General features: G+C 71.6%; 22 protein-coding genes. 9 read left to right on the top strand and 13 right to left on the bottom strand.

All coding sequences use genetic code 11. The annotated features are described in order from the left end of the window. The first annotated feature begins 60 nt into the window (after positions 1 to 60). Positions 61 to 1,182 (top strand): CaiB/BaiF CoA transferase family protein, encoded by a 1,122-nt coding sequence (locus tag ACWCSD_RS04565; protein ID WP_387663506.1) that lies wholly within the window; start codon positions 61 to 63, stop codon positions 1,180 to 1,182. A gap of 7 nt (positions 1,183 to 1,189) precedes the next feature. Here the strand turns inward: ACWCSD_RS04565 and ACWCSD_RS04560 are convergent, their stop codons facing one another. Then, on the bottom strand, positions 1,190 to 2,416 hold the full coding sequence (locus ACWCSD_RS04560) for an FAD-dependent monooxygenase (RefSeq protein WP_397163184.1): 1,227 nt from the start codon (positions 2,414 to 2,416) through the stop codon (positions 1,190 to 1,192). 82 nt (positions 2,417 to 2,498) lie between these two features. Between ACWCSD_RS04560 and ACWCSD_RS04555 the strand changes: the two genes are divergently transcribed. Further along, the gene (locus ACWCSD_RS04555; protein ID WP_364329365.1) at positions 2,499 to 3,017 is read left to right on the top strand and encodes a TetR/AcrR family transcriptional regulator; all 519 of its coding nucleotides are present in this window, start codon (positions 2,499 to 2,501) and stop codon (positions 3,015 to 3,017) included. Between the two features lie 10 nt (positions 3,018 to 3,027). On the opposite strand, the gene ACWCSD_RS04550 is transcribed toward ACWCSD_RS04555, so the two are convergent. Beyond that, positions 3,028 to 3,480: a GyrI-like domain-containing protein gene (locus tag ACWCSD_RS04550; protein ID WP_358284121.1), complete on the bottom strand. Its 453-nt coding sequence runs from the start codon at positions 3,478 to 3,480 to the stop codon at positions 3,028 to 3,030. 96 nt (positions 3,481 to 3,576) lie between these two features. Here ACWCSD_RS04550 and ACWCSD_RS04545 point away from each other — a divergent pair, with 96 nt between their 5' ends. The 4 genes from ACWCSD_RS04545 (at position 3,577) to ACWCSD_RS04530 (ending at position 8,628) form a co-directional block, all read left to right on the top strand. Further along, positions 3,577 to 5,016 carry a GuaB1 family IMP dehydrogenase-related protein gene (locus ACWCSD_RS04545; RefSeq protein WP_357965821.1) on the top strand — a complete coding sequence of 480 codons (1,440 nt, stop codon included), beginning with the start codon at positions 3,577 to 3,579 and terminating at the stop codon, positions 5,014 to 5,016. A gap of 139 nt (positions 5,017 to 5,155) precedes the next feature. Further along, the gene (locus ACWCSD_RS04540) at positions 5,156 to 5,530 is read left to right on the top strand and encodes an FKBP-type peptidyl-prolyl cis-trans isomerase (protein ID WP_352357863.1); all 375 of its coding nucleotides are present in this window, start codon (positions 5,156 to 5,158) and stop codon (positions 5,528 to 5,530) included. A gap of 109 nt (positions 5,531 to 5,639) precedes the next feature. Then, the gene (locus ACWCSD_RS04535; protein WP_397163183.1) at positions 5,640 to 7,163 is read left to right on the top strand and encodes an ATP-dependent DNA ligase; all 1,524 of its coding nucleotides are present in this window, start codon (positions 5,640 to 5,642) and stop codon (positions 7,161 to 7,163) included. 652 nt (positions 7,164 to 7,815) lie between these two features. Beyond that, positions 7,816 to 8,628 (top strand): septal ring lytic transglycosylase RlpA family protein, encoded by an 813-nt coding sequence (locus ACWCSD_RS04530; protein ID WP_449913053.1) that lies wholly within the window; start codon positions 7,816 to 7,818, stop codon positions 8,626 to 8,628. Positions 8,629 to 10,073: 1,445 nt separating this feature from the next. Here ACWCSD_RS04530 and ACWCSD_RS04525 read toward each other — a convergent pair. Further along, positions 10,074 to 10,670: a DUF1707 and DUF4870 domain-containing protein gene (locus ACWCSD_RS04525; protein ID WP_397163180.1), complete on the bottom strand. Its 597-nt coding sequence runs from the start codon at positions 10,668 to 10,670 to the stop codon at positions 10,074 to 10,076. A 130-nt stretch (positions 10,671 to 10,800) separates the two neighbouring features. Here ACWCSD_RS04525 and ACWCSD_RS04520 point away from each other — a divergent pair, with 130 nt between their 5' ends. Continuing rightward, complete coding sequence (locus ACWCSD_RS04520; protein WP_352327808.1) at positions 10,801 to 11,145, top strand: hypothetical protein; 345 nt, start codon at positions 10,801 to 10,803, stop codon at positions 11,143 to 11,145. 44 nt (positions 11,146 to 11,189) lie between these two features. Here ACWCSD_RS04520 and ACWCSD_RS04515 read toward each other — a convergent pair whose 3' ends face one another. The 6 genes from ACWCSD_RS04515 to ACWCSD_RS04490 all read right to left on the bottom strand — a co-directional run bounded on the left by ACWCSD_RS04515 (position 11,190) and on the right by ACWCSD_RS04490 (position 17,351). Beyond that, the gene (locus tag ACWCSD_RS04515) at positions 11,190 to 12,293 is read right to left on the bottom strand and encodes a DUF4192 domain-containing protein (RefSeq protein WP_449913051.1); all 1,104 of its coding nucleotides are present in this window, start codon (positions 12,291 to 12,293) and stop codon (positions 11,190 to 11,192) included. A gap of 220 nt (positions 12,294 to 12,513) precedes the next feature. Beyond that, positions 12,514 to 13,281, bottom strand: coding sequence for an EI24 domain-containing protein (locus ACWCSD_RS04510; RefSeq protein WP_449913050.1), 768 nt, complete (start codon positions 13,279 to 13,281; stop codon positions 12,514 to 12,516). Positions 13,282 to 13,291: 10 nt separating this feature from the next. Further along, positions 13,292 to 13,873: a Maf family protein gene (locus tag ACWCSD_RS04505; RefSeq protein WP_449913048.1), complete on the bottom strand. Its 582-nt coding sequence runs from the start codon at positions 13,871 to 13,873 to the stop codon at positions 13,292 to 13,294. 28 nt (positions 13,874 to 13,901) lie between these two features. Next, a complete protein-coding gene (locus tag ACWCSD_RS04500) occupies positions 13,902 to 14,492 on the bottom strand; it encodes a DUF937 domain-containing protein (RefSeq protein ID WP_397163174.1) in 591 nt (196 codons plus the stop codon). 101 nt (positions 14,493 to 14,593) lie between these two features. Then, positions 14,594 to 16,513 (bottom strand): ATP-dependent zinc metalloprotease FtsH, encoded by a 1,920-nt coding sequence (gene ftsH, locus ACWCSD_RS04495; RefSeq protein WP_397163173.1) that lies wholly within the window; start codon positions 16,511 to 16,513, stop codon positions 14,594 to 14,596. A 37-nt stretch (positions 16,514 to 16,550) separates the two neighbouring features. Then, the gene (locus ACWCSD_RS04490; protein ID WP_397163171.1) at positions 16,551 to 17,351 is read right to left on the bottom strand and encodes a hypothetical protein; all 801 of its coding nucleotides are present in this window, start codon (positions 17,349 to 17,351) and stop codon (positions 16,551 to 16,553) included. Positions 17,352 to 17,521: 170 nt separating this feature from the next. Here ACWCSD_RS04490 and ACWCSD_RS04485 point away from each other — a divergent pair, with 170 nt between their 5' ends. After that, the gene (locus ACWCSD_RS04485; RefSeq protein ID WP_397163170.1) at positions 17,522 to 18,487 is read left to right on the top strand and encodes a DUF3616 domain-containing protein; all 966 of its coding nucleotides are present in this window, start codon (positions 17,522 to 17,524) and stop codon (positions 18,485 to 18,487) included. On the opposite strand, the gene ACWCSD_RS04480 is transcribed toward ACWCSD_RS04485, so the two are convergent. Both ACWCSD_RS04480 and ACWCSD_RS04475 read right to left on the bottom strand, forming a co-directional pair. Continuing rightward, complete coding sequence (locus ACWCSD_RS04480; protein ID WP_352357882.1) at positions 18,477 to 19,145, bottom strand: peptidyl-tRNA hydrolase; 669 nt, start codon at positions 19,143 to 19,145, stop codon at positions 18,477 to 18,479. The genes ACWCSD_RS04485 and ACWCSD_RS04480 overlap by 11 nt on opposite strands. Then, a complete protein-coding gene (locus ACWCSD_RS04475; protein ID WP_449913045.1) occupies positions 19,145 to 20,413 on the bottom strand; it encodes an MFS transporter in 1,269 nt (422 codons plus the stop codon). The genes ACWCSD_RS04480 and ACWCSD_RS04475 overlap by 1 nt, the downstream gene beginning before the upstream one ends. A 71-nt stretch (positions 20,414 to 20,484) precedes the next feature. Between ACWCSD_RS04475 and ACWCSD_RS04470 the strand changes: the two genes are divergently transcribed. Then, on the top strand, positions 20,485 to 21,435 hold the full coding sequence (locus ACWCSD_RS04470) for a GlxA family transcriptional regulator (RefSeq protein ID WP_397163167.1): 951 nt from the start codon (positions 20,485 to 20,487) through the stop codon (positions 21,433 to 21,435). 6 nt (positions 21,436 to 21,441) lie between these two features. Here ACWCSD_RS04470 and ACWCSD_RS04465 read toward each other — a convergent pair whose 3' ends face one another. Both ACWCSD_RS04465 and ACWCSD_RS04460 read right to left on the bottom strand, forming a co-directional pair. Further along, positions 21,442 to 22,206, bottom strand: coding sequence for a class II aldolase/adducin family protein (locus ACWCSD_RS04465; protein WP_352357888.1), 765 nt, complete (start codon positions 22,204 to 22,206; stop codon positions 21,442 to 21,444). A 38-nt stretch (positions 22,207 to 22,244) separates the two neighbouring features. After that, positions 22,245 to 22,694 carry a hypothetical protein gene (locus ACWCSD_RS04460; RefSeq protein ID WP_397163166.1) on the bottom strand — a complete coding sequence of 150 codons (450 nt, stop codon included), beginning with the start codon at positions 22,692 to 22,694 and terminating at the stop codon, positions 22,245 to 22,247. Positions 22,695 to 22,851: the final 157 nt, after the last annotated feature.

The following is a 22,851-nucleotide window of genomic DNA, read 5'->3' as shown; positions in this document are numbered from 1 at the left end:
GAGGCAGGTTCGGAGCCGTGAAGCCAACCGTTTGCCTGTGCGACTGTCGAGGAGATGTCCATGTCGAAGGGTAGTGGCGGCCCGCTGGCCGGAGTGCGCGTGCTGGAGCTCGCGGGGCTGGCCCCGGGGCCGTTCGCCGGGATGATGCTGGCCGACCACGGCGCCGAGGTGCTGCGGGTCGACCGGGTGCAGGCCGTCTCCGACCGGCCTCGTACGGACGTCATGGACCGCGGCAAGCGGACGATCGGCCTGGACCTGAAGTCGCCCGAGGGCGTGGCCGCCTTCAAGGAGCTGGCCCGCAACGCCGACGTGGTGATCGAGGTCTTCCGTCCCGGCGTCGCAGAACGGCTCGGCATCGGCCCCGCCGACCTGCACGCGGTGAACGAGCGGCTGGTCTACGGCCGGATGACCGGCTGGGGCCAGGACGGCCCGCTCGCGCCCACCGCCGGCCACGACATCGACTACATCGCGATCTCCGGCGTGCTGTCGATGCTCGGCCGCGAGGGCGGCAAGCCGACCCCGCCGATCAACATCCTCGGCGACTTCGCCGGCGGCGGCCTCATGCTCGCCTACGGCGTGCTGCTGGCCCTGTTCGAACGCGAGCGCACCGGGAAGGGCCGGGTGATCGACGCCGCCATGGTGGACGGCGCCGCCCTGCTGTTCTCGATGTTCTACCAGGCCGCGCAGAGCGGCTTCTGGGGCCCGCGCGGCACCAACCTGCTCGACACCGGCGCCCCCCAGTACGACACCTACGAGACCGCCGACGGCGGCTTCCTGGCCGTCGGCTCGCTCGAACCGCAGTTCTGGGACGCCATGGTGAACCTGATGGGCCTGACCGGCCTGCCCGACCGCGACGACAGGACGCAGTGGCCCGCGCTCAAGGCCCGGCTGGCCGAGGAGTTCGCCAAGCGCACCCGTGCCGAGTGGGAGGCCCTGTTCGAGGGCTCGGACGCCTGCGTCTCGCCCGTCCTGTCCATGGCCGAGGCCGCGCGGCACCCGCACAACGTCGCCCGGGGCACGTTCGCCGAGGTCGGCGGCGTGACCCATCCGGTGCCCGCGCCGCGCCTGCTCGGCGTGCCGGACCCGGACCTGTCGCCGGCCACCCGCCTCACGGACCTGTCCGCGTGGGGGCTGCCGGCGGCGGAGGCGGAGAAGCTGCGGGAGCAGGGCGTGCTGGCCTGAGCCTTCGTCAGGGGCGGGACGTCGCCGGTCGCGCGTGGGCGGCGTAGTCCTTGAGCCGGATCGAGTCGTGCAGGCGCACCCCCTTGCTGCTGATCTTGGTGGCGGCCCTGGTGAGGGCGACCGGCAGGTGGTTGACCAGGCGGATGCCCTGGGTGAGCGCCCACACGTCGAAGCGGCTCCCGGGGACGATCCCCCTGGCCGCGCGGCGGGCGAAGGCGCGGCTGCGGCGCACGTACTCGCCGATCTCGGCCTCGTAGGCGGGATAGGCCGTGCGGTGGTCGCCGCCGTGCGCGGCCAGCTCGCCCGCCAGCACGTACGCCCCCACGACCGCCAGGCTCGTGCTGCCGCCCACGGCCGGCCCCGGGCAGTAACCGGCGTCGCCGGCCAGCGTCACCCGGCCGCGCGACCAGGAGTCGAGCCTGAGCTGGGTGATGGAGTCGAAGTAGAAGACGGACGTGCGGTCCACCTCGTCCAGGATCCTGGGGACCTGCCAGCCTAGGCCGCCGAACCGCTCGCGCAGCAGTTCCTTCTGCCGGGCCACGTCCCGGTGGTGGTAGTCGAGCGGCTCCGGCGTCCTGAACAGGAAGCCGGCGCGGGCGTCGTCCATGTGCGCGGCGCTGTAGACGGCGGCCATGTAGCCCTCGCCCGCCATGGCCTCCATCCGGCCGTCGAGCCCCAGGAAGTTGGGGACGGAGGCGACGGCGAGGTACGCGCCGATCCAGGCGGCGAAGCGCTCCTCGGGGCCGAAGGTCAGGCGGCGCACGTTGGAGTGCAGTCCGTCGGCGCCGATCACCAGGTCGAAGCGGTCCTGCCGGCCGCTGTCGAAGCGCACCTCGCCGTCCTCGGCGATCGAGGCGATGGAGTCGCCGAAGACGTAGGCGGCGTCGTGCCGGGTGGCCTCGTGGAAGACCTCGCTCAGGTCGTCGCGCATGATCTCGACGTGCCGGTCGGAGACGGCGCTGAGGATGCGGCGCAGCTCCAGCTCCACGGGCCGCGCCCGGCCCTCGCGGTGGACCCGGAGCCAGTCGGTGCCGGTCTTCTTCGCCATGACCGGCTCCAGGAGCCCCATCTTCTCGACGATGTCCATGGCGGGCCGGAACAGGTCCACCGCGTGGCCGCCCGACTTTCTGAGCGCCGGGGCGCGTTCGACCACCGTGACCTCGAAGCCGTACCTGGTCAGCCAGTACGCCAGCACCGGCCCGGTGACGCTGGCTCCCGAGACGAGGACCTTCATGGCCGCCTCCTTACTTAACGGTTGGTAAGTACACGCTAGCACGCGTCCTTACTTAACGGTAGGTAAGGGATAAACTTCAGGCATGCCCAGTGACACCAAGTCCCGCATCCAGGCGGTGGCCCGCGAGCTGTTCGCCGAGCAGGGCGTGCAGAACACCAGCCTGCGCCAGATCTCCGACCGGCTGGGCATCACCAAGCCGGCGCTCTACTACCACTTCGCCTCACGCGACGACCTGGTGCGCAGCATCGTGCAGCCGCTGGTGGAGGACTTCGAGCGCTTCGCCGCCAGGCAGGAGCCCGGCGACCCGCGGGCGCTGCTCGACGACTACTTCGAGCTCATGTGGCGCCACCGCGACGTGACCGGGATGATGGTGCGCGACATCTCGATCCTGGCCTACCTCGACCTGGGCCAGCGCATGTTCGAATGGCGGCGCGAGCTGATCGCCCTGCTGCTCGGCCCCGACCTCACGCGGGCCCAGCAGATCCGCGCCACACTGGCGCTCGGCGGCATGGCCGACTGCACGGTCGAGTACGCCGGCCTCCCCCTGGAGGAGGTCAAGCCGACGGCCGTCGCGGCGGCGGCCGAGGCGCTCGGCCTGTGACTCCCCGGGCCTAGACGGCCACGTAGAGGTCGGCGCCCTCGAAGTGATGGACCTCCAGGTCCGTGGTGAAGGCGCGGGAGGGCTGGCCGCCCGACTCGGTGTGCTGCCACACCTGCTGCCACGCCTCGATCAGCGCCTGCGGCAGCTGCCCGCGGGCCGCCAGCCGGATCGACTTCGCGGCCGGCACGCGCACCGCCACCATGCCCTCGGGCAGGCGCGGCACCGTGCGCACGCCGATGCCGACGATCTGCGTGTAGGCGCCGGTGTGGTCGCTCTCGTAGTCGGTCAGCACCGCGTAGAGGTTCTCGTCGATGCGGCCCGGCACGTGCGCGAAGGCCCCCGGCGCGCCCGCCCGCTGCCACAGCGCGGGCAGCGCGGCCCGCGCCGGATCCGCCTCGTCGGCGTTCGTCGTGCGTACGGCGAAGCCCACGACGGTCAGCTCGGCCCGTTCGACGATGTCCACGACTTACCTCCCCCAAATGTGTCCCCGGCCGATCATAAGCCCCGGAGAACGGGGGAAACCCCTTGTTGGACCTGTCACCCCATAAGATGGATGAACGTGAAGTTTCTCAACGACCAAGAGCCTCGTTACGATTTGACTTACAGCGACGTGTTCATGGTGCCGTCGCGCTCCTCGGTCGGATCGCGGCTCGCGGTCGACCTCTCCACGAATGACGGCACGGGCACCACGATCCCCGTCGTCGTCGCCAACATGACCGCGGTCGCCGGCCGCCGCATGGCCGAGACCGTGGCCCGCCGCGGCGGGATCACCGTGATCCCCCAGGACATCCCCCTCGACGTCGTCGCCGACGTGGTCGACTGGGTCAAGAAGCGCGACCTGGTCCACGACACGCCGCTCACCCTCACCCCGCACGACACCGTGGGCGAGGCGCTGCAACTGCTGCCCAAGCGCGCCCACAACGCGGTCATCGTCGTCGACTGGGACAACCGGCCCGTCGGCGTGGTGACCGAGGCCGACTGCCAGGGCGTGGACATGTACACGCAACTGTCCGAGGTCATGTCGAGCGAGCTGCTCACGCTACCCGCCGGACTCGACCCGCGCGGCGCCTTCGACCGCCTGCACGAGGGCCGCCACCGCCTCGCCCCCATCGTGGACGACGAGGGCCGGCTGGTCGGCATCCTCACCCGCACGGGCGCGCTGCGGGCCACCCTCTACCAGCCCGCGCTCGACGCCCAGGGCCGCCTGCGCATCGCCGCAGCCGTCGGCGTGAACGGCGACGTCGCCGCCAAGGCCAAGGAACTGCTGGAGGCCGGGGCCGACTGCCTGGTCGTGGACACCGCCCACGGCCACCAGGAGAAGATGATCGCCGCCCTGCGCGCCGTCCGGGCGCTCGACCCCGGCGTGCCGGTCGCGGCGGGCAACGTGGTGACCGCCGAGGGCGTGCGCGACCTGGTCGAGGCCGGGGCCGACATCCTCAAGGTCGGCGTGGGCCCGGGCGCCATGTGCACCACGCGGATGATGACCGGCGTCGGGCGGCCGCAGTTCTCGGCGGTGCTCGAATGCTCGGCCGAGGCCCGCCGGCTCGGCAGGCACGTCTGGGCGGACGGCGGCGTCCGGCACCCCCGTGACGTGGCCCTGGCGCTGGCGGCCGGGGCGTCCAACGTGATGATCGGCTCGTGGTTCGCCGGCACGTACGAGTCGCCCGGCGACGCCCGCACCGACGCCGACGGGCGCAAGTACAAGGAGAACTTCGGCATGGCCTCCTCCCGCGCCGTACGGCTCAGGACTGCCGAGGACTCCGCCTACGACCGGGCCAGGAAGGCGCTGTTCGAGGAGGGCATCTCGACCTCGCGCATGTACCTCGACCCCAAGCGGCCCAGCGTGGAGGACCAGATCGACGGGATCGTCGCGGGCCTGCGGTCGTCGTGCACGTACGCGGGCGCGGCGAACCTGGAGGAGTTCCACCAGCAGGCCGTCGTCGGCATCCAGAGCTCCTCCGGTTACGCCGAGGGCATGCCGCTGCACCAGAGCTGGTGATCCACCGGCACCGGTGACGTGCCCTTTCTCCCGGCTTCGGGCGGCCCGGCGCCGGGAGAAAAGGGCGGGCATGAACGACGGCCGTACCCCGACGGCATAGAGTCGTCGGGTTATTGTCATCGTCAACAGGAGCACATTCGTGGCACTCGAGAAGCCCGAGATCGACTTCCCCGAGGGCAACCCGCCCGCCGACCTGGAGATCGTCGACCTCGTCGAAGGCACTGGCCCCGAGGCCAAGCCGGGCCACAACGTCAGCGTCCACTACGTGGGTGTCTCGTTCTCGTCCGGGGAGGAGTTCGACGCGTCGTGGAACCGCGGCCAGGCGTTCGAGTTCCCGCTCGGGGGCGGCCGCGTCATCGCGGGCTGGGACCGCGGGGTCGCCGGGATGAAGGTCGGCGGCCGTCGCAAGCTGGTCATCCCGCCGCACCTCGGTTACGGCGACCGCGGCGCGCCGCCGCGTATCAAGGGCGGCGAGACGCTGATCTTCGTGGTCGACCTGCTCGGCGTCAGCTAGACCGGGAACGGGCGGGCCGCCGACGGCGGCCCGCCCGGCTACCCCTGCTTTGGAAAACCCGGGACATATCGGGTGGGGAAATGTCGGCGTGGTGAGGCACGATAGCGGTGTGCTTCTGATCGACGTGGTCCGGACCTCCGACGCGGTGACGCGCACCTCCGCACGGCTGGGCAAGGTCGGGCATCTGGCCGAGCTGCTCGCCCGGGTCGGCCCGGACGAGGCGGAGATCGCCATCGCCTACCTGTCGGGCGACCTGCCGCAGCGCCAGATCGGCGTGGGCTGGCGCTCACTGGAGGACGTCCCGCAGCCCAAACTCGCCGCAACCGCCACCCTCACGACCGTCGACGCGCTGCTGACCCGGATCAAGGCCGTCTCCGGCCCCGGCTCGCAGGCGGCGCGCAGAGCGCTGGTCGCCGAGCTGTTCGCCGGGCTGACCAGCCAGGAGCAGCAGTTCATGCGCAGGCTGCTCAACGGCGAGCTGCGCCAGGGCGCCCTCGACGGCGTGATGATCGAAGCGCTGGCCAAGGCGTCCGGCGCGCCGTCGGCCGACGTGCGGCGGGCGCTCACCCTGCGCGGCTGGCTGCCCGCCGTGGGCGCGGCGGCGCTGACGGGCGGCGTGGCGGCGCTGCACGCGTTCAAGCTGGAGGTGGGGCGGCCGGTCTCCCCCATGCTCGCCGGCAGCGCGCCCAACGTGGCCGCCGCGCTGGAGAAGGCCGGCTCGCCCGCGTCCCTGGAGTGGAAGCTCGACGGCGTACGCGTGCAGGCCCACCGCTCGGGCACGCAGGTGCGGGTCTTCACCCGCACTCTCGACGACATCACCGCGCAGGTGCCCGAGCTGGTCGAGGCGGTGCTCGGGCTCGACGCCGCCGACCTGGTGCTCGACGGCGAGGTCCTCGCGCTGCGGCCGGACGGGCGTCCCCACCCGTTCCAGGTGACCGCGAGCCGCGTCTCCAGCAAGACCGACGTCGCCAGGCTGCGCGAGCAGACCCCGCTCAGCGTGTTCTTCTTCGACGCGCTGCGCGCCGACGGCGCCGACCTGCTCGACCTGCCGTACTCCCAGCGCCAGGAGGCCCTGGCCCGCGCCGTCCCGCCCGGCCTGCTGACGCCGCGACTGATCACCGCCGACGTGGCCGAGGCGGAGAAGTTCTTCACCGACGTGGTCAAGGCGGGCCACGAGGGCCTGGTGGTGAAGTCCCTGTCCTCCCCGTACGCGGCCGGCCGGCGCGGCGCGGGCTGGATCAAGGTCAAGCCCAGGCACACGCTCGACCTGGTCGTCCTGGCGGCCGAGTGGGGCCATGGCCGGCGCGAGGGCAAGCTGTCCAACCTGCACCTGGGCGCGCGCGACCCCGAGGGCGGGTTCGTCATGCTCGGCAAGACGTTCAAGGGGCTCACCGACGAGCTGCTGGCCTGGCAGACCGAACGCTTCCTCGAACTCGCCGACGGCCCCACCGACGAATGGGCGGTCAAGCTGCGGCCCGAGCTGGTGGTGGAGATCGCCTTCGACGGCGTGCAGCGTTCGCCGCGCTACCCCGGGGGGATGGCGCTGCGCTTCGCCCGGGTGCTGCGCTACCGCCCGGACAAACGCCCCGAGGACGCCGACACCGTCGCCACCGTCCGCTCCCTCATGCTCTGACCACGCCCGCCGGGCGGCACGTCCACAGCACAGACCCCTTGGAGGCAACCGAGGGGTCACCTGCCGCTCCCGTCGCTTCCCCCTGCACACTCCCGAACGCCCTGCACATCCGCACCCAACAACCGCCGCCCCACCGCCTTGCCGACAGCCCCTCGCACCCTTCCCCGTACGGAACTGCACACCCAAGAACAGGCACCGCGGCGAGTGCGGCGGCGAGGAGGAGGTTGGCCGTCTTGTCGCCGTGCTCTGCTGTTCATGGCGTGAGGATGCCCTCGGTCACGACCTGAGGGGCGGGTTGGGCCGTTCGCGGCCTTAGATCATGGTCAGCCCAGTTGCGGCCTTAGATCAAGTTGCGCCCGTTTGTGGGCTGCGGTCGGGTTGGCCGGAGGCGTGGTGTTAGACGAGTTCTGTCGTTCTTCGGAAAGCCCAAGATCCTCGGCGTACGCTCGGCGTTCTGGGCCTCTTGCGCCCTTAAGTGAGATATGTCACTGTATGTCGCATTAAGTTGTCTTTACCTGCTGTTTGTCGCATATGTTCTTCCTCGCCCGCCGGATCCCCCATCCCTTGCGGGCGGACAGGCCGTCACACGCCTCCCACCCCCCATGACCTGGCCTTTCCCTTTCCTGTCCCCTAGCTAGGACCGTGGTTTACCTTGGGCCAGCACTCCCACAAATCGTCCCCCAACGACCGCAAGCTCTCCCCGGGCAAGCGCCGCTGGACCGCCATCGCCGCTGGGGCCGCCGTAGTGGCCGCCGCCTCGACCACCGCCTGGGCCGCCGTCGGCAACGACGCCCCTGGCACCACCGCCGCCAAGGACGCCGCCACGGCGACCACCTCCACTGGCACCCCCAACCCGCCGGTCGCGGCCAACGTCTCCCAGGCCAGGACCACTACCCCGGCTCCCGCGGCTTCGAGCCCCAGCGCCTCGACCTCCACTGCTTCGGGGCCGAGCGCGAAGGGCGTCCCGAACTCCCCGCACGGCGCCAACCCCGCGCCGAAGGCCCCCGCCGCCGCCCGGCCCGAGGCCACCGAAACGTCGGCCTCCGACACAGCCTCGTCGGATACGGCGGCATCCGACCCGGCAACGTCCGACACGGCGACGTCCGACTCGGCGAAGAAGACGACCAAGACCGTCAAGCCGGTCAAGCTCCGGGCCACGAAGCCGAAGGTCCGCGTCCTGTCCTCCGGGACATGTGGCGCCTCGTACTACGGCGAGCCCCAGATGACGGCCAGCGGCGAACGCTTCAACCCCTCCGCCATGACCGCCGCGCACAAGACCCTTCCGCTGGGCAGCCGCGTCCGCGTCACCAACCCGCGCAACGGCTCGGCGGTCACCGTACGCATCAACGACCGCGGCCCGTACGTGGGCGGCCGGTGCCTCGACCTCTCCAGGGCCGCGTTCGACGCGATCGGCAGCCTGGGCGCGGGCGTGATGACCGTCCGCTACGAAGTCCTGGCCCGCTGACCGCGTTCGGTCTCTCCCCTCAGCCCCGCCCCGCTCATTCGTCCCCTGGGGGCGGGCCGGGCCCTCCCCCAACACCGGCCCCCACGAATCCCACAAATGCGCCGATCCTGACTGCGGCATCCCAGCCCCGATCGCCGGCCTCTATCGGAGGGCCGGGGAGCTGGGGAAATGGAACCGCGACATCGGGATCGGGGTGTTCGGGGGGCGGGCATCGGTCTCCCGGGGGACCGAACCCGGAATGTCGGAGCTGCGACCGGAATGCCCGGAGGGCTGGAACCCGAGGACTGGGCCCCGGATGTCCGGGAGCTTCGACCGGGATGCCTGGAGGACTGGGTGAGAACGGCTTCCGGACATCACCGACATCCGTCGGGCCGTTACCGCAGCCCGCGATCCGAACCCCTGCCCCCTGCTCTTCCAGACGTCCCCGAATCACTCGGCCCCGCTCCCCGGACGTCTCCCCGATCGCGGGCCCGACACCGCGGTTTCGATGGCACGGGCCCCCGACCCGAAATCCCCGCACCCCAATCCCCCGGGGACGCCCCCGACCTCCCCGGACGTCCCCCGACGTCCCTCAGTCCCGATGCCGCGGGTCCCGCTCCCCTGCCATTCCCGGACGTCCCGACATCCCGCAGGCCCGCTCCCCGGACGTCTCCCCGATCGCGGGCCCGAGACCGCGGTTTCGATGGCTCGCCCCCCGACCCGAAATCCCCGCACCCCGATTCCCCGGGGGCGCCCCGATGTTCCCTGACGTCCCCCGACGTCCCACGGTCCAGATCCCCGGGTCCCGCTCCCCTGCCATTCCCGGACGTCCCCCGACATCCCACAGGCCCGCTCCCCGAACGTCTCCCCGATCGCGGGCCCGAGACCGCGGTTTCGATGGCTCGCCCCCCGACCCGAAATCCCCGCACCCGGATCCCCCGGGGACGCCCCCGACCTCCCCGGACGTCCCCCGACGTCCCTCGGTCCCGCTCCCCGGTCTCGAGCCTGAAACCTCAGGGCCCCCGACCCGGTATCCCCCGCCCACCCGCATCCCCGGACACCTCGATGCGGTACCGATCCCGTGACCCCTCAGGCCTCCCGACCTGAAATCCCCGGACCATGATTTCCCGGGGACGCCCCCGATGTCCCCGGACGTCCCCCGACGTCCCTTGGTCCGGGTACCGCGTGTCTCGGCCCCGGTCCCCCACGATTCCTGGGACGTCCCCCGACATCCCTTGAGCCCGATCTGAGTTCCCCGGGTCTCGGCATCGCTTGGTCCTGATCCAGATCCTTGGACGTCGCGATCCATCTCTCGGATATCCCCCCGATATCCGGTACCCGCGAGGCCCCCGCATCTGCGATCCGCGCGTCCGTCTTTTAGCCGCCGCCGCGCGTCGGCTTCTCCGACCCGTGCGCACGCCGCCGTTTCGTCGAGAGCAGGCTCCCCCGCGTGCTGCCGGGAGGCGTTACTTGACCAGGCGGACCGTTAGCGGGTAGCGGAAGCTGCTCTCGGCCAGGGCTGAGATGCCACCGACGATGCCCAGGACGACGGCGCCGACCCAGATCACCGGCAGCAGCACGATGCCGATGACGGTGAGCGGCAGGATGCAGCTCGCCCCCACCACGGTGAGCTGGAAGTTCAGGGCCTCCAGCGCATGCCGCCGCAGGTACGGAGAGGTCTTGGCCGCCGTGAGCAGCAGGATCAACGGGCCCACCACCGGGATCCCGATGGCCATCAGCAGGTGGCCGAGGGCGGCCTGGACGCGTTCGTTGCTCTCCGGAGCCCGCTCCGGACGGACCGGCCGGGGCATCGGCGGCGCGAATCTCGGCACCGCCATCGTCCCGTACAGCTCGTTCATGATGGGCATCAGGTCGCCGTGCGTACGCGCCGTCATCGCACGTTCCAGCCGGTCGTCGAACTCCAGCTTGTCGAAGCGGCCCTCCGCGTAGGCAGCCTTGACGTGCTCGACGACGTGCTCTCGGTCCTGGTGGGTGACGCGCAGATGAGCTGGCGGCACCTGTCCCGGCCCGGGGGTCTTGGGTACCCCAGCCATGATGGTCATGCCTCTCCTTGGAATCGGCAGTCAACTTTCATACTGCGTCCTCGGAGCCGGACGTGCCATCGGGAGAAACCCCGAGCTGTCCCCGAGATCATCCCCGACACCGGCGCTCCGGACGGTATAAAAAGGATCCATGAGATGGCGAGACCGCTACGGTATCCGTCGGCTGCGCGGGCAGAAGATCGCGCGGTTCGACCGCGAGGCGACCGATGCCGACATCGAAGCGCTCATCGCCTTCGCACGTTCGCGGCGTGGCGTCGAGTTCTACGTCGAGCCTGAGACGTTCGCCACCGACACGACCGCTGTGGCGGTGGCCGACGACGGCGAGTGGACCAGGCGCAGGGTCGGGTCGCCCGCGGTGATCCACAAGGTGGCCCGAGATCTGGCGTTACCGGTGTACGACGTGCAGCTGACGGGCTATCCCCCTCGGATGCGTGCTTACAACGAGCGCCGGCGCCGCGAAGAAGGCAGCCTGTAGTTCCGGCGGAAGGGGTGCTGGTGGAGGCCACCGGCACCCTTTCTTCATGCGCTCCCGCCCGGCCCCCGGTGCCGGTCGGGCCCCGGCGGGGGCGGGACGTCGTCGAGCAGGCCGAGCATGGGGATCAGCCAGCCGCCGTTGGCCGGCCCCATGGCGGTGTCGAGCTCGGCGGGGCTGGGCAGGCGGTCTCGGACGACGGCGGGTGAGAGCAGGCTCTGCAGGGCGTGCATCAGGAGATTGGCCATCGAGTAGTGGGGGTCGGTGGTGAGGGCGCGTTCGAGGGCGATGGTGGCCAGGATGTTGTCGCCCGTACGCCAGGCCGCCATGGCCAGCAGGGAGGCGGCCGGCGGGACGAAGCGGGGCTCCAGGCGGCGGGTGAGGTCTTTCCACAGAGGCAAATGGGCCTCGCGCATCATGGTCCAGGCTTCGTCGCGGACTCTGATCACGGTCAGGGCCAGGCCCAGCCGGGCGGCTGCGATGTCGTCGAGGCGGAGGCCATCGGCGGGGGCGGTCAGGGTCGCGCGGACTTCGGCGAGCGCCTCGGCGACGTAGCCGCGGGCGAAGGTGTCCAGGTCTGGGGCGGCCACCAGGCGGGCGCGGACCTCGGCGACGGCGGTGGCGGTGGCCTGTCGCATCGCCATGCGGACCGGGCCGGCGGCGGGGGCGATCGTGCGTTCGAGACTGCGGCGGTCGGGGAGGGCGACCAGGCCGCGCATGGTGGCCTCGGCGGCGATCTGGCTGGTGGTCGGGTCGTACGGGGTGCCTTCGGGCGGGCAGCACCGGGGCAGGTCGCAGACGTAGGACCAGTAGCGGCCTTCGTGGGCGCGGAGCGCCTCGCCCACGCGGATCTCCGATGCGGCGGCGAGCCGCCTGGCCTCGTCGACGGCGGGTGTGACCGTGTCGCCTCTGCCGTAGCCGACGATGACCAGCTCGGTGACGCCTTCACGGGACAGCAGGCCGGGGAGGGGGTCGAGGGTGCCCCGGGGGAACGGGAGGTCCCACCTCGCGGCCACCTTGGCCTGGCCCCGGTGGAGGCCGACCACGACCAGGCTGTCGTGGGGGTGGAAGCCGACCAGGTAGGGGACGGCGGCCAGGATGTCGGCCGGGCTGGTGAGCGTGAGGCAGGGGGCCGGGGCGTTGGTCGTCATGAGCGTCAAGGGTGCCGGGGAGGCACGCCTCGCGAACGCCCGAGCGCGGTTCTGTGGATGACGAGCGCCCCGACGGCCCCCCTGTGGACGACCTCGCACGAATGGAACAAACCGGCAGGTCAGGCGGCGAAGCCGGAGACGGGGATCAGGCGGGTGGGGGGTCACGCCTGTGAGGGGTTACGCGGGTGGGAGGTCACGCCGGTGGTATCGCGCGGGTGGGTTATGCCGGTGGGGTCAGGTGGGTGGGGTTGGTGGGTGGGGTGGGGGTTGTGCGGGCGCGTACGAGGAGGGCGGCGCCGGCCACCGCGGCCGGCATGGCCACCACCGCCACGAACGGCACCAGGAACAGCAGGAACCCCACCACCCCGAACCCCAGCGTGGTCGCCATGTTCCGGCGCAGCAGCGCGAACCGTTCCTTCCTGGCCACCCCCCGCCTTTCGAGGGCCAGCGTGGTCAGCTCGACCGTCAGGAAGAACCCGGAGACGAAGGCGCCGACCACGGGCACCACCGTCTGGCCGATCACCGGCACGAACCCCAGGAAGAACAGCGGCACGGTGAACAGCAGCACGTAGAACAGGGTGATCAGGCTGTCCCTGATCGAGCGGGGCAGCGTACGCCACCACGGCTGCTCCGCCGCGCCGGGCAGCGGGTCGGCCTCGGCCGAGAGCCGTTCGTAGAACGGCTCGCCGATCGCCAGCGTCAGCGCCGTGAACGTCAGCACCGCCAGCGCCAGCCCGCCGAGGAAGATCGCGATGCCGACCAGCGTGCGGAACAGGTCGGCCCAGCTCCACGAGTCGGCGAACGGGGTGAAGAACTCGGCCACCTCGCGCGCGTGGGTGCCGAGCAGGATCAGCGCCGCCACGTAGACGGCGAACGCGATCATCGCCGGGATCAGCCCGAACAGCCACCACCGGCCGTGCCGCGACACCCATCCGAGACCCTGGAAGAAGAAGCCGACGCCGGCGGCGAAGTCGCGCAGAGATCGCATGCCCGGCAGGCTAGCGCCAGAACGACGTGACCGCGTAACCCAGCTCGTCGAACAGCTCGCGCAGCAGCGGCAGGGACACCCCGAGCACGTTGCCGTGGTCGCCCTCGATGCCCTCGACGAACCAGCCGCCGCGCCCCTCGATGCTGAACCCGCCGGCCAGGCCGAGCGGCTCGCCGGTGGCGACGTAGGCGGCGATCTCCTCCTCCGACGGCTGGCCGAAGCGCACCACGGTGGTGGCCACCTGCGCCGCCTGCCGGCCGGTCGGCACGTCGATCACGCAGTGGCCGGTCACCAGGCGGCCGGTGCGCCCGCGCATGATGCGCCAGCGCTCGACGGCCTCCTCGGGGGTGCCGGGCTTGCCGTAGGGGCGGCCGTCGAGTTCGAGGATCGAGTCGCAGCCGATGACCAGCCCCTCCTCCAGCCCGCTCGCGACGGCCTGTGCCTTGGCCTTGGCCAGGACGAGGCTGAGCGCCGCCGGCGAGTGCGCGGAGAAGGCGTCCTCGTCGACCCCGGAGACGATCACCTTGGGGTCGAGGCCGGCGTTGCGCAGAACGGTGAGGCGGGTGGGCGAGGCAGAGGCCAGAACGATCACCGTCCCAGCTTACCGAAGGCCCGCGCGGTCACCAGTCGTGGTTGGGGGTGCCCCTCGCGGGCTGCCGGTCGGCCGGGTCGTACGGGCCGCCCTGTGCCGGGACGGTGCCGCCGAAGATGCCGCTCAGCAGGCCGTCGAGCAGGTGGCCGAGGCCACCGGGCAGCGAGGCGTGCTCCTCGCGCAGGTCGGCGGCCAGGGCGGAGGCGTCCATGTTGGCCTTGGCGGCGCGGCCGGCCAGGAGGGACATGACCATGGGGGCGATCAGCGGGAGCAGCCGCATGATGGTGCCGGAACTGACGCCGGCCAGTTGCGAGAGCCCGGCCGCGGCCCGTTCGGTGCCCTGGCCGCCGAGGACGTGGCCGAGGATGCTGTGGCCGTCGCGGGTCAGGGAGGCCACGTCGCCGTTGAAGGGGTCGGCGTCGACGTGGTCGTCGAGGGCGCCGCGCAGGGCCTCGGCGCCGTCGGGGTGCTCGGCGTTGCGGGCCATGCCGCCGATGACGGTGCCGGCCACGGCCTCGACGACCTTGCGCGCCGTGGCCGTGTCGGTGCCGAGCATGCCGGCGATCTGGTCTACGCCTGAGTCGCCGAGCTGGGTGAGAAGCTCGTCATTCAGTGTCAAGGCAGTCCCCCGATCCGAGTCGCGGGAGACGTTCCCCGGCCGTGATCGAGGCAAGGCCGGGGTTCCCCTAAGTCTCGGGAAAGGCGGGTCTCCCGCGGGGCTCAGTCGAGGGCGGGCTGCTTGCTGCCGCTGGCCAGGCCGGCGGCGGCGTACGCGCTCGCCTCGTCGAGCGTCTCGTGTTCGAGCAGGGCCGCCACGATGCCGTCGAGCCGTTCGCGGTTCTCGGTGAGCACCTGGACGGCGCGCTCGTAGCACTCGTCCACGATGCGCCGCGCTTCCTCGTCGACGGTGGCCAGCGTGGCCGGCGACGCCTGCGGCGAGGAGCCGTCGTTGGGCAGGATGGTCAGCGGGCCGATCTTCTCCGACATGCCCCAGCGGCCCACCATGCCGCGCGCGATCATGGTGACCTGTTCGAGGTCGTTCTCGGCGCCGGTGGTGATGATGCCGTAGACGACCTGCTCGGCCGCCATGCCGCCGAGCGCGCCGGTGATGCGCCCGCGCAGGTACGGCTCGTCGTAGGCGTAGCGGTCGGTGTCGGGGGTGGACAGCGTGACGCCGAGCGCCCGGCCGCGGGGGATGATCGAGATCTTCCTGACCGGGTCGGCGCCGGGCTGGAGCATGCCGAGCAGGGCGTGCCCGGCCTCGTGGAAGGCGGTGCGGGTGCGCTCCTCCTCCGGCATCACGATGCTGCGGGCGGCGCCGAGCTGGAGCTTCTCCAGCGCGTCCGCGAAGTCGGACATGTCGACCTTCTCCTTGCCGCGCTTGGCGGCGAGGAGTGCGGCCTCGTTGACCAGGTTGGCCAGATCGGCGCCGGTCATGCCAGGGGTGGTCTTGGCGATGCGGTCGAGGCTGACCTCGCCGTCGAGCGGCACGCCGCGCGAGTGGACCTCCAGGATGGCCGTGCGTCCTGCCGCGTCGGGCAGGCCCACCTGCACCGTGCGGTCGAAGCGCCCGGGACGCAGCAGCGCCGGGTCGAGGATCTCGGGCCGGTTGGTGGCCCCGATGACGATCACGCCCTCGGCGCCGGAGAAGCCGTCCATCTCGGTGAGGATCTGGTTCAGCGTCTGCTCGCGCTCGTCGTGGCCGCCGATGCCGCCCGCGCCGCCGCGGGCCCGTCCGATGGCGTCGATCTCGTCGATGAACACGATCGAGGGCGCGACCTTGCGGGCCTCCTCGAACAGGTCGCGGACGCGCGAGGCGCCCACGCCGACGATCATCTCGATGAACTCGGAGGCGCTGGCCGAGAAGTACGGCACCTTGGCCTCGCCCGCCACGGCCCTGGCCAGCAGCGTCTTGCCGGTGCCGGGAGGGCCGGCGAGCAGCACGCCCTTGGGCAGCTTGGCGCCCAGCCTGCGGTACTTGCCGGGGTCCTTCAGGTAGTCGACGACCTCGACGAGCTCGTTCTCCACCTCGTCGATGCCGGCGACGTCGTCGAACGTGACGCGCACCTTGTGAGCCTCGACCGGCTTGGCGGCCTTGGACTTGCCGAGCCCGCTCAGGCCGCCGCCCATCATGCTGGCGCCGCGGCGCATGACCCAGATCCACAGGCCGGCCAGCAGCAGCACGGGCAGCAGCGACAGCAGCAGGTTGGAGAAGAAGCCGCGGGTCAGCGGCTTGGACGTGGTCTCCACCTGGGCCGACTTGAGCTGCTGGTCGAGCTGGTCGGTGTTGGCGAAGGCGGGGATCTCGGTCTGGAACTTGGTGTAGGACTCGTTGCTCTCGGGGTTCTTGGCCGAGCTCCTCAGGTCGCCTTCGACCGACAGCCCCTGGGCGTAGATGTCCTTGACGTTCTTCGCCTCGACCTGCTTGGTGAACTCGGTGTAGGAGATCGTCTCGACCGAGTTGTTGTCGACCAGGGAGGAGACGACGAAGAAGCCCGCGTACACCACGAGCAGGGTGACGACGAAGCGCCACCAGTTGATCTTCGGCCGCCCGCCTGGCGAACCGGGCAGGCCTTCCGAGCGCCAGGGCGGCTTGACCTTGCCCTTGTTCGGTGCCTGCGGCGGTCCAGAGCGTTCCACGGCGTCACTCCCCCACATCGCCGCATACATGATCTTTCTAGCCTAGAACACGCACTCCTGAGACGACGCGGCCAATATCACGCCAACGCTTTCTCTGCGAGTCAGGCACTGTGACGAACGCAAGTCCTGGCTTGCTCATTCCCCCGTCCATCACCACGACGGCCGCTCGGGAGGAATGTTTGCCGTATTTGACGCGGTATACGAGCATCCATCCGGTTTTGACACGTTGCGAGGCGAGCCAACTGATCTTGGAGCCCTTGGGGTGGTGGTTGAGCGTCCAGCGCGCGGCCAGCAGCGCCGTGTCGCGCGGCGACTTCTGCTCCATGATCGGCAGCGGGCAGGTCACCAGCATGCCGCGCAGCCTGCCGCCGCGCACCGCCGGCAGCACCTGCTTGCTGGTGAACGGCGCCGCCCCGTGCGTCTTCCACGGCTTGCCCAGCCGGGGCACGGCCAGGCCGGTGCGCCGGTCCTTCACCAGCCGTTTGGCCGGCCGGGGCAGGGCCATCCGCTTGACGCGGCCGGTCAGGCGGGGCACCCGCGGGTCGGCGTACAGGGCCTGCATGGCGGTGTAGCCGGGCGCGAGCGAGGAGCCCGGCGACGGCGTCGGGGTCGGCGTGAGGGAGGACGTCGGCGTGGAGGACGACGTCGGCGTGGGGGTGGCCGACGTCGTCGGGGCCGGCCCGGATGAGGCGGGTGCGGACGAGGCGGGTGCGGCCGGCGGCGCGGTTACCGGCCCCGCCACGACCTCGTCCGGCCCGGACGGGAGCGCCAGGACGATCACCGTGGCGCCGACCGCCACGGCCGCCACGACGGCGAGCCCCCGATATATCGACCGCATCCGGACATCGCCGATGCGGGAGCGCCTGGGCGGTGAAACAGGGTTCGCAGGGCGGTCTGTGGTTCTCACTCGTGAACCCTCGGTCTCATCTTCCCCATGGAGCACGACGGGAGCGTACGACATATCCCGCCATTGCGTGTGTGAAGCGACCGAAGTGCAATCATGGCGGGGTGGAACAGGTGGAACTGCGGTTCGGCGAGGACTCCCGGTTCGCCCAGACGCACACGAATCTCTCCGCGATCAGGTGGGAGCCGTCGGGACTGTGGGTGGCCGGCGACGAGACCGCCACCGTCGAGCGGCTCGCCTGGACCGGCGACCACTTCGGCGACGAGCGCTCCTTCTTCCTGGCCGACTACGTGGACCTGCCCGCCGGACGCTTCGACGAGGCCGACATCGAGGGCCTGGCCAGGGCCGACGGCCATCTGTGGGCGGTCGGCTCGCACAGCCTCAAGCGCCGAAAGGCCAAGCCGGGCAGCCCGGAGAAGTCGATCAGGCGGCTGGGCACGGTCGTCCGCGAGGAGAACCGGTTCATCCTGGTCCGCCTGCCGCTGGACGCGACCGGCGAGCGTCCGCTGCCCGGCGCGATCCTGTCCGGCGAGCGCAACGTCGCCGCCATGCTGTCCGGCGACCGCCATCTGGCGCCGTTCCTGGCGCTGCCGGGCAAGGACAACGGGCTCGACATCGAGGGCATCGCGGTCGTGGGCGAGCGGGTCTACCTGGGGCTGCGCGGGCCGGTGCTGCGCGGCTGGGCGGTGGTGCTGGAGATCCGTCCGGTGGACGACGGCGGCGGCCGGTTACGGCTGGACGGGCCGTACCGCAAGCACTTCCTCGACCTCGGCGGGCTGGGCGTGCGGGACATGTGCCCGCACGGCGGCGACCTGCTGCTGCTCACCGGGCCCACGATGAGCCTGGACGGCCCGGTCCGGGTCGTGCGCTGGCGGGAGCGGCAGGGCGGCGGGCTGGTGCCCGCGCACGACCTGGAGACGGTCCTGGAGCTGCCCTACGGCGTCGGCGACGACCATCCGGAGGGGCTGGCCGTGCTGCCCGACGGGCGGCTCATGGTCGTCTACGACAGCCCGTCGCCCGCCCGGATCACCCCGGCGGGCGGCGTGCTGGCCGACGTCTTCACGATCTAGCGACCCGTCCCAGGAGCCAGGGCGCCTCGGCGACGAACGTGCACGAACCCGGCTCGATCTCGGTGAACCCGGCGTCGCGCACCACGGGCAGCCCGGCGGCCACCTTGGCGTCGAAGTCGTCCCTGCCGGGCGCGGCGCGCACGGAGACCGCCAGGCCGTCCGCCCGCCAGGCGGCCCGCTCGGCCTCGTCGCTGGCCCACCAGGCGAGCTGCGCGGCGTGCCCGGCCTGGGCCATGGCCTTGCCCGCCGACATGGTCAGCACGGGGTTCTCCCACAGGACCGGCGGGCCGGCGGGCGGGTCGCCGGGCTCGGCGGCGTCGCTCAGCTCGGTGCCGCCCACCTGGAGCCGGGCCAGGTCCTTGGGCCAGGCGTCGAGCGGGACGGGCGGGTGCACCCGCACCTGCGCCGTGCGGTGCTCGACCGTGCGGCCGGGGAGCGCGGCGGCCCTGCGCCACTCGGCGCCCCTGGCGCGCCGCACCACCTTGCGGATCTTGCCGGTGGACTGCCAGGCGTGCAGCTCGGCGGCCCACTCCCCCGGGTCGTCCAGCAGGCTCAGCACGGCCATGGCGGCGGCCTCCAGCGCGTCGGTGCGCTCGGGGGGAGCGGCCCTCTCGATCCTGACCACGAGGGGGAGGACCATCAGTTCGGTCTCGTTCATCACCGTCTAGCATGCCGGATGGCCAGGGACATTCCCGCGGCCAGCAGACAGAGGGCGCCGGCGGCGTACCAGGCCAGGTCGTAGGCGCCGAGGTGGTCGCGGGTCAGGCCGGCGCCCACGGCGGCGACGGCGGCGCCCACCTGGTGCGAGGCGAACACCCAGCCGAACACGACCGCGCCGTCCTGGCCGTAGATCTGGCGGCACAGGGCGACGGTCGGGGGCACGGTGGCCACCCAGTCCAGGCCGTAGAACACGATGAAGATCAGCATGCTGGGCTCGGTGGTGGCCGCGAACAGGCCGGGCAGCAGCATCAGCGACAGGCCGCGCAGGCCGTAGTAGACGCCGAGCAGCAGCTTGGGGTTGACCTTGTCGCTGAGCCAGCCGGAGGCGACCGTCCCGGCGATGTCGAAGATCCCGATGATCGCGAGCAGGCCGGCGGCGACCGGCTCGGCCATGCCGTGGTCGTGCGCGGCGGGGATGAAGTGCGTGCCGACCAGGCCGTTCGTGCTCATGCCGCAGATCGCGAAGCCGCCGGCGAGGAACCAGAAGGGCCGCGTGCGCGCGGCCGAGCGCAGCACCGTCAGCGCCCGCGCCGCCGCGTTCCCGCCGGCCGGCCCGGTCCGTACGGCGCCCGCCTCGGCGCCGAACGCCGTCGTGCCCACCTCCTCGGGGTGGTCGCGCAGCAGCCACCAGACGAACGGCACCACCGCGAGCGCGGCGCCCGCCACCGTCAGGGAGGCCGCCCGCCAGCCCGGCCCCTCGGCGAGCCAGGCCAGCACGGGCAGGAAGATGAGCTGCCCCGTCGCGCCCGCCGCGGTCAGGATGCCGGTGACCAGCCCCCGGTGCCGGACGAACCAGCGGTCGGTCACCGTGGCGGCGAACACCAGCGCCATCGACCCGGTGCCGAGCCCGATGAACACGCCCCAGAACAGCAGCAGGTGCCAGCTAGCCGTCATGATCACGGTGAGCCCGCTGCCCACCGCGACCAGCAGCAGGGCCAGCGACACCACGCGGCGCATGCCGAAGCGGTCCATCAGCGCGGCGGCGAAGGGCGCGGTCATCCCGTAGAGCACCAGGTTGATCGACACGGCCAGCGAGATCGTGCCCGTGCTCCAGCCGAACTCGTCGTGCAGCGGGGTGATCAGCACGCCGGGGGTGGCGCGGAAGCCGGCCGCGCCGAGGATGGCCACGAAGGCCACGGCCGCGACCCACCAGGCGCGGTGGATCCGGCGGGTCCGCGTGGGGGCGGGGGTGGTGCTCAACGTCATGCGCCAATCCTGATTCATCGCATTTTGACGGCGCGAGTGGCCCGAAAGCCAATATGTGCAAGAATCGGGCCATGGCCCATCGTGTCGCGGTCGTCGTGCTGAACCACTTCGCCCCGCTCGACCTCGGCGTGCCCGGCCAGGTCTTCCAGTCGGCCGAGACGCCGGACGGCGAGAAGCTCTACGAGGTCGTGACCTGCTCCCCCGACCGCGAGCCGGTCCGCTGCACGGCCGGTTACACCGTGCTGCCCGACCACGACCTCGACGTGCTGGACACGGCCGACACGGTGCTGGTCCCCGGCATCCACGCGGGACGGGCGATGAAGGACGGCACGATCACCGCCACCCTGCGCGCGGCCCTGCAGGACCGGCCGCGGGTCATGTCGATCTGCACGGGCGCGTTCGTGCTGGCCGCGGCGGGCCTGCTGGACGGCCGTCCGGCCACCACGCACTGGCGCGAGGCGGCCCGGTTCGCCGCCCTGTTCCCCCAGGTCAAGCTGGACCCCGACGTGCTCTTCGTGGACGACGGCGACGTGCTGACCTCGGCCGGCGTCGCGGCGGGCCTCGACCTGTGCCTGTACGTGATCAAGCGCGACCACGGCACCGAGGTGGCCAACCGGGCCGCCCGCCGCTGCGTGATGCCGCCCTGGCGGGACGGCGGCCAGGCGCAGTACATCGAGCGCCCCCTGCCGCACGACGGCGCCGGCGGCACCGCCGCGACCCGCGACTGGATGCTGGCCCACCTCGACGCCCCGCTCGACCTGGCCGTGCTGGCCGCCCACGCCAGGATGAGCGTGCGCACCTTCACCAGACGCTTTCGCGAGGAGACCGGGATGAGCCCGGCCAAATGGCTCTCCGGCCACCGCGTCCGCCACGCCAGGCGGCTGCTGGAGACCACCGACCTCGGCGTGGAGGAGGTGGCCAGGCGCTCCGGCTTCGGCACGGCGGTCTCGCTCCGGCAGCACCTGCACGCGGCCGTCGGCGTCGCGCCGCTGACCTACCGGCACACCTTCCGCAGCTCCTGAGAGCCCCTACTCGAACAGGTCGGGCTGCTCGCGCACGATCTGGTCGTGCAGCGGCTGGTAGTTGATCCAGCCGACCAGGTCGTTGCCGATCTGCTGGTGGGTGAGCGCGGCGTTGTCGGGCTCGATGGGCACGACCTGCCCGGCGGCCTTGGCCAGGAGCTGCACCTGGGCCGAGCGTTCCATGGTGATGAACCACCAGGCGGCCGCGTCGACCGTGTCGCCGACGGTCAGCAGGCCGTGGTTGCGCAGCACGAGGGCCTTGTTGCCGCCCAGCGTCGCGGCGATGCGCTTGCCCTCCTCCAGGTCGGTCACGACGCCCGTGTAGTCGTCGAACAGCGCGTTGTCCTGGTAGAAGGCGCAGGCGTCCTGGGTGATGGGCTCGATGGTCTGGCCGAGCGCCGACAGGGCGCGGCCGTGGATCGAGTGGCTGTGGGCGGCCGCGACGACGTCGGGACGGGCCTGGTGCACCTGCGAGTGGATGGCGAAGGCGGCCTCGTTGACGTGGTAGCGGCCCTCGACGACCTGGCCCTCGTGGTTGACCAGGATGAGGTCGCTGACCCTGACGTGCTTGAACGACATGCCGAACGGGTTGACCCAGAAGTGGTCGCTCAGCTCGGGGTCGCGGGCGGTGATGTGCCCGGCCACGCCCTCCTCGAACCCGAACCTGCCGAAGATGCGCAGCGCCGCCGCGAGGCGTTCCTTGCGGTGCCGCCGCTCCTCCTCGATCGTCTCGAACGTCGGCGGCAGGCGGAAGATGAGGTTGTCCGGCATGGCTCTCCTCGTGCACAGAATGTTGTTCTGACCGCAGACTAACGCCTGAACGGCACGCCCGCCGTCCGCGACCTGGCCAGGATCACCAGGGCCTCGCCGAGCAGGCCGACGCCGATCGACAGCGGGATCGAGCGCACCTCCTCGTGCATGCCGGTGGCCAGCGCCAGCGCGCCCACGCCAAAGCTGATCGCGAACGTCACGACCCACACGACCAGCGTCCGCCAGGTGTAGCGCTGCCAGAGCTCGTTGTCCTTGGGGAAGATCTGCGTGGTGGCCGCGCGCATTGCGCCGAAGGCGACGCCGATCAGGGCGGTGACCGCCAGCCACATGATGTCGAGCGCGGTGGGGCGCAGGTCGAGCAGGCCGTGGAGGCCGATGCCGATGAGGATGACCGGCGGCGCGTACACGTCCTTGGCGACGAGCGGCTGGCCGATCATGCGCCGGGCCACGGAGTAGACGACGAGTGCGGCGATTAGTAGCACGTCCATGCTAAATAAATTAGCAGGGCCGTGCTATAAAGGACAACATGCCGAAAGTCGTGGATCCCGAGGTTGTGTCTTCGCACTGGGGGGTCTGGTGGCAAGCCGGCGATTGTCGCGCGTGGTCTGCGCATTGGCGTTGTTAACGGGTCTGGTCGCGGCCGTG

It is taken from the genome of Nonomuraea sp. NPDC001684 (genome assembly GCF_053596515.1).
The sequence above is the reverse complement of the archived record's forward strand: the minus strand, read 5'-3'. Positions and strand labels throughout refer to the sequence as shown.

Bases quoted from the DNA above. Each gene is read 5' to 3' on its own strand.
- ACWCSD_RS04565 (WP_387663506.1), top strand. From the start codon at position 61: ATGTCGAAGGGTAGTGGCGGCCCGCTGGCCGGAGTGCGCGTGCTGGAG.
- ACWCSD_RS04560 (WP_397163184.1), bottom strand. From the start codon at position 2,416: ATGAAGGTCCTCGTCTCGGGAGCCAGCGTCACCGGGCCGGTGCTGGCG.
- ACWCSD_RS04555 (WP_364329365.1), top strand. From the start codon at position 2,499: ATGCCCAGTGACACCAAGTCCCGCATCCAGGCGGTGGCCCGCGAGCTG.
- ACWCSD_RS04525 (WP_397163180.1), bottom strand. From the start codon at position 10,670: ATGACCATCATGGCTGGGGTACCCAAGACCCCCGGGCCGGGACAGGTG.
- ACWCSD_RS04520 (WP_352327808.1), top strand. From the start codon at position 10,801: ATGAGATGGCGAGACCGCTACGGTATCCGTCGGCTGCGCGGGCAGAAG.
- ACWCSD_RS04515 (WP_449913051.1), bottom strand. From the start codon at position 12,293: ATGACGACCAACGCCCCGGCCCCCTGCCTCACGCTCACCAGCCCGGCC.
- ACWCSD_RS04510 (WP_449913050.1), bottom strand. From the start codon at position 13,281: ATGCGATCTCTGCGCGACTTCGCCGCCGGCGTCGGCTTCTTCTTCCAG.
- ACWCSD_RS04490 (WP_397163171.1), bottom strand. From the start codon at position 17,351: ATGCGGTCGATATATCGGGGGCTCGCCGTCGTGGCGGCCGTGGCGGTC.
- ACWCSD_RS04480 (WP_352357882.1), bottom strand. From the start codon at position 19,145: ATGAACGAGACCGAACTGATGGTCCTCCCCCTCGTGGTCAGGATCGAG.
- ACWCSD_RS04475 (WP_449913045.1), bottom strand. From the start codon at position 20,413: ATGACGTTGAGCACCACCCCCGCCCCCACGCGGACCCGCCGGATCCAC.
- ACWCSD_RS04470 (WP_397163167.1), top strand. From the start codon at position 20,485: ATGGCCCATCGTGTCGCGGTCGTCGTGCTGAACCACTTCGCCCCGCTC.
- ACWCSD_RS04465 (WP_352357888.1), bottom strand. From the start codon at position 22,206: ATGCCGGACAACCTCATCTTCCGCCTGCCGCCGACGTTCGAGACGATC.
- ACWCSD_RS04460 (WP_397163166.1), bottom strand. From the start codon at position 22,694: ATGGACGTGCTACTAATCGCCGCACTCGTCGTCTACTCCGTGGCCCGG.